Annotated in this window: 14 protein-coding genes; 8 read left to right on the plus strand and 6 right to left on the minus strand. The window is 37.8% G+C overall.

What is annotated here, in order from left to right; all coding sequences use genetic code 11:
* Positions 1-19: 19 nt before the first annotated feature.
* The 6 genes from AC1DUW_RS08495 to AC1DUW_RS08520 all read right to left on the minus strand — a co-directional run bounded on the left by AC1DUW_RS08495 (position 20) and on the right by AC1DUW_RS08520 (position 3,962).
* Complete coding sequence (locus AC1DUW_RS08495) at positions 20-271, minus strand: biotin/lipoyl attachment domain-containing protein (RefSeq protein ID WP_477642333.1); 252 nt, start codon at positions 269-271, stop codon at positions 20-22.
* Positions 272-320: 49 nt separating this feature from the next.
* The gene (locus AC1DUW_RS08500; protein ID WP_340454649.1) at positions 321-608 is read right to left on the minus strand and encodes an SAV0927 family protein; all 288 of its coding nucleotides are present in this window, start codon (positions 606-608) and stop codon (positions 321-323) included.
* A gap of 282 nt (positions 609-890) precedes the next feature.
* Complete coding sequence (locus AC1DUW_RS08505; protein WP_477642334.1) at positions 891-1,562, minus strand: GNAT family N-acetyltransferase; 672 nt, start codon at positions 1,560-1,562, stop codon at positions 891-893.
* Between the two features lie 7 nt (positions 1,563-1,569).
* Positions 1,570-2,259: a GNAT family N-acetyltransferase gene (locus AC1DUW_RS08510; protein WP_477642335.1), complete on the minus strand. Its 690-nt coding sequence runs from the start codon at positions 2,257-2,259 to the stop codon at positions 1,570-1,572.
* Between the two features lie 12 nt (positions 2,260-2,271).
* Positions 2,272-3,156, minus strand: coding sequence for a carbon-nitrogen hydrolase family protein (locus tag AC1DUW_RS08515; protein WP_477642336.1), 885 nt, complete (start codon positions 3,154-3,156; stop codon positions 2,272-2,274).
* A 461-nt stretch (positions 3,157-3,617) separates the two neighbouring features.
* Positions 3,618-3,962, minus strand: coding sequence for a winged helix-turn-helix transcriptional regulator (locus tag AC1DUW_RS08520; protein WP_340454654.1), 345 nt, complete (start codon positions 3,960-3,962; stop codon positions 3,618-3,620).
* A gap of 383 nt (positions 3,963-4,345) precedes the next feature.
* Here AC1DUW_RS08520 and glpX point away from each other — a divergent pair, with 383 nt between their 5' ends.
* From glpX to AC1DUW_RS08560, 8 genes are all read left to right on the plus strand, one after another.
* A complete protein-coding gene (gene glpX / locus AC1DUW_RS08525; protein WP_477642337.1) occupies positions 4,346-5,326 on the plus strand; it encodes a class II fructose-bisphosphatase in 981 nt (326 codons plus the stop codon).
* 74 nt (positions 5,327-5,400) lie between these two features.
* Positions 5,401-6,294, plus strand: coding sequence for a class II fructose-1,6-bisphosphate aldolase (gene fba, locus AC1DUW_RS08530; protein ID WP_477642338.1), 894 nt, complete (start codon positions 5,401-5,403; stop codon positions 6,292-6,294).
* Between the two features lie 22 nt (positions 6,295-6,316).
* Positions 6,317-8,320 carry a transketolase gene (gene tkt, locus AC1DUW_RS08535; RefSeq protein ID WP_477642339.1) on the plus strand — a complete coding sequence of 668 codons (2,004 nt, stop codon included), beginning with the start codon at positions 6,317-6,319 and terminating at the stop codon, positions 8,318-8,320.
* A 582-nt stretch (positions 8,321-8,902) separates the two neighbouring features.
* Positions 8,903-9,130 (plus strand): Spo0E family sporulation regulatory protein-aspartic acid phosphatase, encoded by a 228-nt coding sequence (locus tag AC1DUW_RS08540; protein WP_477642340.1) that lies wholly within the window; start codon positions 8,903-8,905, stop codon positions 9,128-9,130.
* A 222-nt stretch (positions 9,131-9,352) separates the two neighbouring features.
* The gene (gene pfkA, locus AC1DUW_RS08545; protein WP_477642341.1) at positions 9,353-10,327 is read left to right on the plus strand and encodes a 6-phosphofructokinase; all 975 of its coding nucleotides are present in this window, start codon (positions 9,353-9,355) and stop codon (positions 10,325-10,327) included.
* Between the two features lie 150 nt (positions 10,328-10,477).
* Positions 10,478-10,918 carry a ribose 5-phosphate isomerase B gene (rpiB, locus tag AC1DUW_RS08550; protein WP_430090755.1) on the plus strand — a complete coding sequence of 147 codons (441 nt, stop codon included), beginning with the start codon at positions 10,478-10,480 and terminating at the stop codon, positions 10,916-10,918.
* A 316-nt stretch (positions 10,919-11,234) separates the two neighbouring features.
* On the plus strand, positions 11,235-11,903 hold the full coding sequence (rpe, locus tag AC1DUW_RS08555) for a ribulose-phosphate 3-epimerase (RefSeq protein ID WP_477642342.1): 669 nt from the start codon (positions 11,235-11,237) through the stop codon (positions 11,901-11,903).
* 294 nt (positions 11,904-12,197) lie between these two features.
* The coding region (locus tag AC1DUW_RS08560; RefSeq protein WP_477642343.1) for a BCCT family transporter at positions 12,198-12,998 on the plus strand (801 nt) is incomplete at its 3' end.

The raw sequence follows: 12,998 nt of genomic DNA on the forward strand, positions 1-12,998 counted from the left end.
TATCTACAACTATTATCAATTAGTCACTTCCACTGGCAATCAAATCCTCTTTTATTAATGCAAGCACCATTCCCGGAATTACTTTATCACCTTCTTGCACTTCTAAAGAATACACTTCTCCACTTATCCCAATACTTATGGTTTCAAGGTTTCCTGTACCAGTTTCTATGGTAAACAAAGGTTCCCATTCATATATTCGTGAATGATTTTCAATGGAGACTTCTTGGATGGTTCCATAACAAGAGCTCATAACTAATTCATGTTGAATCATAAGTAATCTCCTTTCAGTTTGATATAAGGGGTACTGCTCAAAGTAGAGTTTAATATTGATTTACGAAAAGTTTCTGATATAAAGTCATCTGAAAAAAGTTCCGGCATTCATCAACATCAATCGGATTGATTCCTAGTTTTTCTGCCCAATAGCAGTCGTTTTCGATATCTTCATGGCACATTAAGACCATGGTGCCACTTTGAATAGAAACGACCATTGCTTTCCCAAAAAAATTATTTGTAAATATGATAGAAAAGTCATATCGATGATGTTCAGTTGCTATACAATAATAATGGACGGAATGGCTTCCGCTTTCCTCAAATAAAATATCTACCATGTTCTTTTCTAAGCTCCTTCTTAAGGTTTTATTTGATCCAACCACAAACTCGTGGAACTTGGGTCAACCTTCGAATTCTTCCATTATATGAACGCGTTTTCATATTTACGTCGAAGCTTTTGGATGTTTCAAAGACCTTTAAGAACTAGGGGGTTATTTTTCACTTTAGGTGCTATATGAGTGTGTGCGATGGCGGGTTTTCAGTTTCTTTGATATCCATATTCCGTTACATGGATGAACATGGCTTTTTGTCCACAATATCTTTTGGATATATCCTTTATACTAAATTGGTAATAGTGCTGCCTTATCGTTTGCTCTTAAGTTCTCAATCATTGCATGCCAGGATTCCGGTTTGTTGGATAAGACAGAGTAATAACGTCTTAAAAATTTTACAATCAGCTCTGTTTGTACTTCATTGACTCTAGCTTCCATTGGAAGAAAACAAAGATCGAGTCCTGTTACTGCCTCTCCATCATTGTTCCAGGATGGGTGGACATAAGGGAAATCAAGACGCTTGTAACCAAGATGAGACAGTACTTCACGGCGGACATATGGATTCATAGGCTTAACCCCGCCAAATTCATAGTGTTTTACTCGATATGGATCGTAAATTTCAGCAAACATACCAAATAAACGATTGCCATTAATCGAGGCCAAGTATATTAAATCTTCTAATCTCTTATTAGCTAAAAATGGACCGATGCCGAGTCCAGCCTGACCAATGATCGTAAAATCTGTCATCGCAACATTAAAATCCTCATAATAACGGTACTCCGTCGCACCTATTACTTTCCTATTATGAACGGCAACAAAAACACGGATTCCTGGGTCTTCCAAAGGTTCTTTCCAAAGGTCGAATTCTAATACTTCTTCTGGGGGGAATACGTCTTGCATTAATTGATGCATTTGGTTAAATAAAGGATCTTCTATACTTGTAATTCTGATATATTCCATTTTTATTTTAGTCCTCTCCATGTTTTGACTTTGATGGGCAAAAAGGATTTTTCCACTCCATCAGTGTTCCGTAATTATGTGATTCTGCATCTTCTAAATAGTTTGCCACAACTTGAACGGGGGTACGACCACAGCGGAGCAGGAAGGTGATGACCGGATCTTTCAGTTCGCCTTTTACGACAGCTTCAAGGTATTGTTCCGGCGTCAGCTCACTCACTTTTTTATGATATCCAGGCATTCTTCCTCCTCCCAGTAACCGTTCCAACCCTTTATGAACTACAACTTCATACATCGAGAACATCAGCCATTTTCCTAATCCTAATTTTCGATAGGAGGGACTTACACCAATATCCACGACATAGAGCGTATTTCCATCTGGATTATGGTTTCGAATGTACCCATTGTCCGTGATTTCCTCCCATGTATGTTCCGGCTGCTTGGAATCAATGTCAACCAACAATCCAGTCATTGAACCCGCAATTTCACCATCGATTTCAATGCATAAGGATCCTTCGGGGAACAGGGTAATATGATTATGCAATTGTTCCGTATTCCACCACAATTCAGACGGGAATGGTGGTGGAAAACTTTCCTGTTGAACGCGAATTAAGCCGGGAAAGTCTTTTTCTTCATAATTTCGGATCACCGCAGGGACAGATTGCTCTTGGTCGAAGACAAAAAGCTCTTTTCGATACAAAATGATTCCCCCTTATTTTTGGGAAGTGAGCTCTTTATTTGTTTCCCAATCTGGATAAAGGTCTGTACGACGATCCCGCCATGTCGTGACGGAACCACTTTCCCTAACCTGATATAAAAGCTCTAAATTCAAATCAGCAGTTACTATCATGTCTTGGTTAACTTCGCCCTCTACTTGTATCCCATTTGGAGGAAATGGAATATCGTTTGGTGTAATCACGGCAGCTTGCCCATAATTCGCTCGCATAAAGTCAATCGTAGGAAGGGAACCGACTGTTCCGGTGGTCACGACATAGACCTGATTTTCTACTGTCCTCGCATGGCTCGTGTAACGGACACGATGAAATCCATGACGGTCATCGGTACAAGAAGGACAGAAAATTATATCCGCACCCTTGGCCTTAGCCATCCGAACGATTTCTGGAAATTCGATGTCATAGCAAGTCAACATGGCAATTGTGCCTTTGTCAGTCTTGAACACTTCTAGATTTTCACCAGGAGTCAGCTTCCAGTCCTTCACTTCTGTTGGAGTGATATGAAGTTTTGACTGTTCTGCGACTCTTCCATCTGGATAGAATAAGTGAGCGACGTTGTACAATCGATCACCTTTACGAATGACATGGGTTCCCCCAATAATATGCATCTTTGTTTGCATCGCAAAATTTATAAATAAAGAATGATATCGTTCTGTAAAATCGGGTAGATCTTGAATGGTCAAAGGTTGTCCTTGTTTATTACCAATGGACATTAATTGTGTGGTGAAAAATTCCGGGAACAAGACAAAGTCTGAACCAAATTCTTCAGCGGTTTTAATATAATGTTCCACTTGTTTGGAAAATTCCTCAAAGGAACTTATAGTATGGAGATGGTATTGCACTGCAGAAACTCTTAGTTTCATAGTCTCATCCTTTCTTTTCAATACTCTATAAAGATTTCACCTCATCATGTTTTATTGATTATGGCTATTGTTATTATTAGACACATAATAAATTTTAACAAGTACACACTTTTATGTTATATAGTGATGAAAAGTATACTATAGCTATTTAAACTAAAAGAAAAATCATAAAGAAAGGAATTTATTGAGGTCCCGTTAAAGGGAAATGGTGGTCAGATATCCACCTGGGTGAAACAAAACTAGCTCCGTCATCTGATGAGTATGCACTCCGAGCTAGTTGTTGAGGAATTTTATGGTTATCAATGATCTTATAATTAACTTCGACAATCTTTGAGGAACAGCAACAGTTATCTCCATATTGAACAAGCATTCATTACCTCTTGCAAAATCCTGTTATTTATAGAAGGGACAAATAATCTCTTAATTGAGGTAGCTTTTAAACTATTGATTCTTTTGTCTCTTTATTTATTAGTTTTCAAGACAACGTCCATGTAGTTCTTTCCCCACTCATACATAGATTCTAGAATAGGAATTAGAGTTTCCCCATATTCGGTAAGTGAATATTCAACTTTTGGTGGTACAACAGGGTAGACTTCACGGTGAACAATGAGGTCTTCCTCCAGCTCTCGTAGTTGATTAACAAGCATTCTTTGGTTAATACCGGGCATGAGAGACTTCAGTTCGTTAAACCGTTGGGTGCCCTCTTTGCCAAGATGCCATAAAATAAGCATTTTCCATTTTCCACCAATAACAGCAAGTAACAATTCTTTTTCACAGCTAAACTCCTTATCACGAATGATCCTCATTGGTTCGCCTCCATGTAAAAGTATACTTTTTAATACTATATGTTTGTAAAGTGCTTACTTACGTACCAATAATTTACGCATTATACTTGAACAAATATAAAAAATAGCTTGTCAAATTAGCAGTATACTTTTGATACTATATATTTAAAAGGCATGTACTTATAATTTTATATTATACATGTTAATTGTATGCGTACAAGTATAAAATGTGTACAAAGCAAAATAGCTTGTATAAACGAACAGTATACTTTTAAGTACTATGTATTAAAAAAGTGCATACTTACAAATTTATATTATGTAAATTATAATTGCTTCTATACAGGTAAAACGTGTACAAAAGATAGTTTGGCTTGTATAGGTAAAAAAACACAGGAGGTGATCGAATGAGTGAATTAAAAACCAAAGTCGTTAGTAAAGAGCCTGTTCTGTCGTTAGCTATGGATTTTCTCGCTGTAGCACAACAAGCAGCCATTGCGTCCTATCCTTGGATAGGAAAAGGAAGAAAAAATGAAGCGGATGGGGCTGGAACGAAAGCTATGCGCGATCGAATGAACCTCATTGATATGACTGGCGTGATTGTTATTGGGGAAGGGGAACTGGACGAAGCTCCCATGCTCTATATTGATGAGGAGCTAGGAACTAGAAATGGGCCCCAAGTAGATATTGCGGTTGATCCTGTTGAAGGAACTACTTTAATGTCAAAAGGACAGGATGATTCAATAACAGTCATTGCTGTTTCCTCCAGAGGAAGTTTACTACATGCGCCGGATATGTACATGAAAAAGATAGCTGTAGGTCCAAAAGCAAAAGGTCATATCAATATAGACGCATCTTTAACAGAAAATATGAGATCCGTTGCTAAAGCTTTAGGAAAAGACATAAAAGAATTAACGGTAATGATACAGGATCGACCACGTCATGATCATTTAATCAAACAAGTATTCGATGTGGGGGCTAAAGTCAAGTTGTTTTCTGATGGTGACGTTACAGGAGCAATCGGTACTGCACTCGAAGAAATAGACGTTGATATATTAGTAGGGACTGGCGGTGCTCCAGAAGGAGTAATTGCTGCGACTGCATTGAAGTGCTTGGGAGGAGATTTTCAAGGGAAACTGGCCCCTCAAAACCAAGAAGAATTTGATCGCTGTATTAAGATGGGATTATCAAATCCTGAAATGGTATTAACAATAGATGACATTGTAAAATCTGATGATTGCTTCTTTGTAGCAACCGGAATTACGGATGGAACGCTGATGAAGGGTATTCGAAAAACAGAGGATGGGTCAATCCTAACACATTCTTTCCTTACAGTTGGTGGAATGGATGGGAAAATTCAATTCATAGAAGCGTATCATCGATACTGAAACTAGCAATTGATGTTGATTGTCTTATTAGATAGTCAAGCATTTATATTAAAAGGAAAAAGGAGATAGAAAATATGCCATTAGTTTCAATGAAAGAAATGTTAATTCAAGCAAAAGAAAATAAGTATGCTGTAGGACAGTTTAACATCAATAATCTTGAGTTTACTCAGGCCATTTTACAGGCAGCTCAAGAAGAGAATGCTCCTGTTATTCTTGGTGTATCCGAAGGTGCTGCTCGTTACATGGGTGGATTTAAGTTAATTGTCACAATGGTCAAAGAATTAATGGATGAATATAAAGTAACTGTCCCAGTTGCTATTCACCTCGATCATGGTTCAAGTCTTGAAAAATGTGTACAAGCTATACATGCTGGATTTACATCCGTGATGATCGATGGTTCCCATCATCCACTAAAAGAAAATATTGAATTAACAAAACGAGTGGTTGAAGTGGCACATGCTGTTGGTGTATCTGTTGAAGCGGAGCTTGGTCGTATTGGTGGACAAGAAGATGACGTTATCGAAGATGTTGAATCTGCATTTTATGCGATTCCTTCTGAATGTGATCAATTAGTTCGTGAAACAGGAGTAGACTGCTTTGCACCAGCGTTAGGTTCTGTTCATGGTCCATATAAAGGTGAACCAAATCTTGGATTTGATCGGATGAAGGAAGTTATGGAATTAACAGGTGTTCCTCTCGTTCTTCACGGTGGTACAGGTATTCCAACAAAAGATATTCAAAAAGCCATTAAGTTTGGTTCGGCGAAAATTAACGTCAACACAGAGAGCCAAATTTCTGCTACCAAAGCCGTTCGCGAAGTATTAGCAGCGAAGCCAAATGAATACGATCCTCGAAAATTCCTTACACCAGCTCGTGAAGCCATTAAAAATACAGTTAAGGGTAAAATGCGTGAATTTGGCTCTTCAGGTAGAGCTCAAGTAGAGCAAAAGGAAAAGAGCTTAGCTTAATTCAAAAGAAAGGGGAAAAATCATGATTGAAGAAAAAGTAAAGGTTGATCAGCTAGCCATTAATACGATTAGAACCCTATCAATCGATGCGATTGAAAAGGCTAATTCAGGCCATCCAGGTATGCCAATGGGCGCTGCTCCAATGGCATACATACTCTGGTCTAAGTTTATGAACTATAATCCAAGCAATCCGAATTGGTTTAACCGTGACCGTTTTACGTTATCTGCAGGTCATGGATCCATGCTATTATACAGCTTATTGCATTTAACTGGTTATGACCTATCAATGGATGACTTAAAAAACTTCCGTCAATGGGGAAGCAATACACCTGGTCATCCTGAATTTGGCCATACACCTGGAGTGGATGCCACAACAGGTCCATTAGGTCAAGGAATTGCCATGGCAGTTGGGATGGCAATGGCTGAAAGGCACTTAGCTTCTACGTACAATCGTGATGATTTAAATGTTATTGATCATTACACATACAGCATTTGTGGCGATGGTGATCTAATGGAAGGTGTATCTGCAGAAGCAGCTTCCCTGGCAGGCCACCTTAAACTAGGCCGTTTGATTGTACTGTATGATTCAAACGATATTTCTCTTGATGGTGATCTTCATATGTCATTTAGTGAAAGTGCTGCTAATCGTTTTAAAGCATACGGCTGGCAGGTACTTCGTGTTGAGGACGGCAATGATCTTCAGGCAGTCGCGGAAGCTTTAGCTAAAGCAAAGGCAAACGAAGAACAACCTACATTAATTGAGGTCAGAACAACAATTGGTTATGGTTCACCGAATAAAGGCGGTAAATCTGCTTCGCACGGTGCGCCACTTGGAAAAGAAGAAATAAAACTGGTCAAAGAACATTACAATTGGAACTATGAAGAAGATTTTTATATCCCAGAAGAAGTAAAAGCACATTTTGCAGAATTAAAAGAAGCGTCAGAGCAGAAGGAACAGTCTTGGAATAAGTTGTTCGCTAAATATGAGAAAACATATCCAGAGCTTGCAAAAGAATTATTGCAATCAATCAATGCCGAGCTTCCAGAAGGCTGGGATGCAGATGTTCCTCAATATAGTGTGGGTGAAGATAAACTTGCGACTCGTTCTTCCAGCGGTGAAGTATTAAATGCTCTTGCGAAAAATGTTCCACAGTTATTTGGAGGTTCAGCTGATCTATCCTCTTCTAATAAAACAATGCTAAAAGGTGAAGGAGACTTTAGTGCTTCAGATTATAGTGGACGTAACGTTTGGTTTGGGGTTCGTGAATTTGGAATGGGTGCTGCTGTAAACGGAATGGCCTTACACGGTGGTGTGAAAGTATTTGGAGCAACATTCTTTGTATTCTCTGATTATTTACGCCCGGCAATTCGTCTCTCAGCATTAATGAAACTACCTGTAATTTATGTCTTTACTCATGATAGCGTTGCTGTGGGTGAGGATGGACCAACACATGAACCAATTGAACAATTGGCCTCATTACGTGCAATGCCTGGTCTCTCTACAATTCGCCCGGCTGAAGGCAATGAGACAGCAGCAGCTTGGAAGTTAGCGTTAGAGAGTAAAGACGAACCAACAGCTCTTATCCTTACACGTCAAGATTTGCCAACACTTGTAAATCCTGAAAAAGGGTATGAGGGTGTTAAAAAAGGTGCATATGTAATCTCCGAGGCAAAAGGTGAGGTTGCTGGATTGTTATTAGCTTCTGGTTCTGAAGTTCCCCTTGCTGTTGATGCACAAAGGGCACTTGAAAATGAAGGTATATATGTTTCGGTTGTTAGTATGCCGAGCTGGGATCGTTTTGAAAAACAAACTGATGCATACAAAGAAAGTGTACTTCCTAAATACGTAAAAACACGTCTTGGTATTGAGATGGGTGCTTCATTAGGTTGGAGTAAATATGTTGGTGATAACGGTCACGTCCTCAGCATTGATCAATTTGGAGCCTCAGCCCCAGGAGAGAAAATAATTGAAGAATACGGTTTTACGGTTGAAAATGTCATCTCTCAATTTAAAAAGCTACTCTAAATTTTACCTTGTTTAATTTAAAAATAACCGAGCATTTCATTTAATAAATTAGAAACACTTGTGTTCCCTAATTATTTTCGAATAAAAGGTGGGTCTTTAAACATTTACTAGAACCATAGATTCCTTTATTTGAAATATAGGGGCTAAGAAACAACTCCCAACGGTTTATTTTATGAATGAACACCTTTTGATTACGGGCAGACTGCACCAGTTGGTGAGCCTGCCCTTTTTTGAACAAATGAATTACTTCTACTTCACTTTAAATAGAAGTATTCATTCAAATAGATTTTGTCTTCATATCATGTAACTCTTCTCCTCATCATAATAAACATTGTTTAATCAATCTTATAAAAAGTAAATTAGAGATTTGCTTCAAAGTCTTACACAGCCTTTGAAGCGGATTTTTGTAACTAAAGATTGATTCCATTACTTACTAATTTCGTGGAGTTATAAACAAGAGTTACTAAATCATAATGTACAATTGATTGTTATCCAGTAATTATTGTTTTAAATAAGTAGAACATTCAAAACGACTATGTTTGTTTCCTACGAAGTAGCTATTATGATGTGGAGGAGAAAAAGATGACGATTGAAATTTTAAAATCAGAATTACTTGTGAATATAGACGCTAAGCGTGAAGAAATGATTGAAAATGCTATGGCAGGAGATTATATGGATGAAAAAACGATAACCTGTAGCCAAGAATTGGATCAGCTTTTATATAAATATCAGCAAATTTTGTTTGAAGAGAAAAGGAATAGGGATATTTCCTTTCTTGAATTAATGAAAGCTATTAAAAAAGTTTCATAAATTTTTTTTATAGAAGTGGTGAACAAATAAATAAACCATCACACATTTGTTTCGTCATTATTTATTCGAGACTTTGAAGAGATTCTCTTATTTTTTTGTTTTTAGACCCATTGATCTACAAGGGAATATAATGATGAACTTTATTATGTAATAGCAGGTTTAGGGTTGTAGATTCATATAGTGACTTGTATATAAGACGTGAAAAATATGGAGGAAACATGAATGAATAAGATTGCAGTTTTAACTAGTGGCGGGGATGCACCAGGAATGAATACCGCTATTCGTGCGGTAGTTCGAAGAGGGATTTTTAAGGGACTGGATGTTTTTGGTGTTCAAAATGGCTACAAAGGTTTAATGGATGGGGATTTTGTTTCAATGAACATGGGAAGTGTTCGTGATATCATTCACCGGGGAGGAACCATTTTACAAACCACACGCTGTCAAGAGTTTAAGAAGGATGAAGGACAGCAACATGCTTTAAAACAACTAGAAAAAGAGGGCATCGAAGGTTTAATCGTGATCGGTGGAAATGGCACTTTTGAAGGTGCGAGAAAATTAAGCGCCCTAGGATTTCCAACCGTTGGTATCCCAGGAACCATTGACAATGACATTGCAGGGACAGAATATACGATTGGATTTGATACTGCTGTAAACACAGCTGTGAAAGCCATTGATAAAATTCGTGATACGGCAGCTTCACATGAGCGTACCTATGTCGTTGAGGTAATGGGACGTGATGCAGGTGACATTGCTCTATGGGCAGGAATGTGTGCGGGGGCAGAATCGATTATTATCCCTGAAGCTGACCATGATGTGGAAGATGTAATTGACCGTATTAACCAAGGATATCAGCGTGGAAAAACACACAGCATTATTGTGGTCGCTGAAGGGGCATTTAATGGTAGTGTAGGTAAAGGGATAGAAATCGGTAGAGTGATAAGTGAAAAAACAGGATTTGACACAAAGGTGACTATTCTTGGGCATCTTCAACGTGGGGGATCTCCTAGCGCTTATGACCGTATGATGAGCAGTCAGATGGGAGCAAAAGCTGTCGATTTACTGGTTGAAGGCGAAAAAGGTGTGATGGTGGGTTTGAAAAATGGTAAACTGATTCATTCATCTTTTGGAGAAGCAGCGAAAGAGAAGCATACCATTGATTTGTCCCTTTATCATTTAGCAAGAAGTCTTTCTATATAAAAGGGATGATTCGTTTATAGTGAATACAGTAAAGATATAATTGGAAATCAGGAAAAAGTAAGAATTGCTTATGACATGCTCTCGAAGAATATGTGGGAGTTACAATCTTAATTACAAGAAGGAATCTCAATAAGATAGGAGGAAGAAAAAATGAAAGTAGCAATTGCATCTGATCATGGTGGTGTGAATATTCGGAAAGAAATAATCTCCCTGATGGAAGAGTTGAATATTGAGTATATAGACTTAGGGTGTGAATCTAGCTCCTCTGTTGACTATCCAGATTATGCGATTCCAGTAGCGAATAAGGTAGCAAGCGGTGAGGTTGAACGTGGTATTCTAATTTGTGGTACAGGCATTGGAATGAGTATTGCGGCAAACAAAGTAAATGGTATACGCTGTGCTCTTGTGCACGATTTGTATAGTGCTAGGGTGACAAGAGAGCATAATGATTCTAATATATTAGCAATGGGAGAGCGTGTTATTCGTCCGGATTTAGCTCGGAATATTGCAAAAACATGGTTAACAACCGCCTTTGAAGCTGGTAGGCACGAAAGGCGTGTCAATAAAATAGCCTCGTATGAAAGCATTTAATATGTAAAAAAAGCACTGGGCAATTTTTCAGGGTCTCATAAATAGTTGGTTTATTATATAAAATTCGACAAAATTACTAAATAGTAAAGTTTTTTACCAAGAAAGATTCTTTTTACCTGTAATTCATGTGAAATAAAATCTGATTATTCAGAATTATTTTAATATTTTAAAAATATTGAATGAATTAGAACAATTTTTCTATGGAGAAGTATAAGAATCAGTATAGCAAAGAAGAAACGTTTTTCTATTTCAGCTAACACTCTCTATCAGGGTGAATTTTTTCTATACACATAAAAGAAAGTAGAGGTATTAAATTATGATTAAGATTGCACCTTCCATTCTATCAGCTGACTTTGCACGGCTTGGAGAAGAAATAAAAGATGTTGAAAGGGGCGGAGCTGATTACATCCATGTGGATGTGATGGATGGTCATTTTGTGCCAAATATAACAATTGGCCCCTTAATTGTCGAGGCAATTAGACCCGTCACAAACTTACCTTTAGATGTGCATTTAATGATAGAAAATCCAAATCAATATATTGGGGCGTTCGGCCAAGCAGGTGCCGATATATTATCGGTTCATGTTGAAGCATGTCATCATTTGAACAGAACCATTMAACAGATTAAATCTGAAGGCATGAAAGCTGGAGTGGTATTAAATCCTCATACTCCGGTTTCAATGATCGAGCATGTGATAGAAGATGTTGACCTTGTATTGTTAATGACAGTAAATCCAGGGTTTGGGGGACAATCTTTCATTCATTCTGTCCTACCAAAAATAAAACAAATTGCTGCCATTGTGGAAGAGAGAAACTTGCAAGTTGAAATTGAAGTCGATGGTGGAGTAAATCCTGAAACGGCTAAACTCTGTATCGAAGCAGGAGCTAATGTCCTTGTTGCAGGTTCAGCCATTTATAATCAAAAGGATAGAAGTCAGGCAATTGCTAATATTAGAAATGGAAATCAAGTGTTAAATAGTCGTTAAATGCGAACGTAAATAAATTTAGAACCAAGTGATTAGATAATTTCTGAAGAATTGCACGGCCCATCCCAATTTAACCAGCGTTTATCTCACGGATGGGTCCGATGCTATCTATAATCCAATCAAATTTTTAGACTGTAAATCTAAAATAAAAAAAATATGATTTGCAGAAATCTATATCTTTTTGATCGGTTTACATTACAAAACAGCTTCTGTTGAGACCTGATAACGTTGAATGGATGAAGCGTACCACAGAATACTCAGTAACCACTTTTATCGAAGTAAAGGAGGAGTAATATGAGTAAAAAGAGGAAAAACGAAAATATCGTTTTTACTGTTTCAGTCCTACTAACAGTTGCTTTCATTATTTGGGGGATCTTTTTTACAGAAAGCCTTTCAATTATTACCACTACCTTTTTTAATGGTACCATTGACTACTTTGGGTGGATTTATCTTGGGTCAGCCCTCTTTTTTGTCCTATTTTCTGTTTATTTATTATTCTCTAAATACGGTCATATTAGGTTGGGAAAGGAAACGGATAAACCGGAATTTAAGACAGCATCCTGGCTGGCTATGCTTTTTGGTGCAGGTWCGGGAGTAGGAATYRTCTWTTGGAGTGTTGCAGAACCTGTATTTCATTATACGAGTCCACCTACTGGAGAAGGACATACAGAAGCAGCWGCTAATTTAGCGATGCAGTATACATTTTTTCATTGGGGTTTTCATCCCTGGGCAATTTAYACCGTCATTGGTTTGGCCCTTGCTTTTTTCCAATTCAACAAAAGATTRCCAGCATCAGTGAGTTCTGCTTTTTATCCTCTTCTAAAGGAAAAAATTCATGGTCCGATTGGTAAAACCATTGATATCCTTGCAGTTTTCGCAACCATCTTCGGTATAGCCACTTCTCTTGGTTTGGGTGCCAAGCAAATTTCAGGTGGRCTTAATGCCTTATTTGGTATTCCAAACACACTTCTAGTTCAAATCACCGTTATTGCCGTTGCAACTATTCTATTCTTAATCTCTATATCCACTGGATTAGAAAAGGGGATTCAATATTTATCCAACACGGCTATGATCCTATCGTTTTTGATCATGTTC

The sequence above is a fragment of the Peribacillus sp. P4_C12 genome, from assembly GCF_056402095.1.

Bases quoted from the DNA above. Each gene is read 5' to 3' on its own strand.
- rpiB (WP_430090755.1), top strand. From the start codon at position 10,478: ATGAAAGTAGCAATTGCATCTGATCATGGTGGTGTGAATATTCGGAAA.
- glpX (WP_477642337.1), top strand. From the start codon at position 4,346: ATGAGTGAATTAAAAACCAAAGTCGTTAGTAAAGAGCCTGTTCTGTCG.
- AC1DUW_RS08540 (WP_477642340.1), top strand. From the start codon at position 8,903: ATGACGATTGAAATTTTAAAATCAGAATTACTTGTGAATATAGACGCT.
- AC1DUW_RS08515 (WP_477642336.1), bottom strand. From the start codon at position 3,156: ATGAAACTAAGAGTTTCTGCAGTGCAATACCATCTCCATACTATAAGT.
- AC1DUW_RS08520 (WP_340454654.1), bottom strand. From the start codon at position 3,962: ATGAGGATCATTCGTGATAAGGAGTTTAGCTGTGAAAAAGAATTGTTA.
- AC1DUW_RS08505 (WP_477642334.1), bottom strand. From the start codon at position 1,562: ATGGAATATATCAGAATTACAAGTATAGAAGATCCTTTATTTAACCAA.
- pfkA (WP_477642341.1), top strand. From the start codon at position 9,353: ATGAATAAGATTGCAGTTTTAACTAGTGGCGGGGATGCACCAGGAATG.
- fba (WP_477642338.1), top strand. From the start codon at position 5,401: ATGCCATTAGTTTCAATGAAAGAAATGTTAATTCAAGCAAAAGAAAAT.
- tkt (WP_477642339.1), top strand. From the start codon at position 6,317: ATGATTGAAGAAAAAGTAAAGGTTGATCAGCTAGCCATTAATACGATT.
- AC1DUW_RS08495 (WP_477642333.1), bottom strand. From the start codon at position 271: ATGATTCAACATGAATTAGTTATGAGCTCTTGTTATGGAACCATCCAA.
- AC1DUW_RS08500 (WP_340454649.1), bottom strand. From the start codon at position 608: ATGGTAGATATTTTATTTGAGGAAAGCGGAAGCCATTCCGTCCATTAT.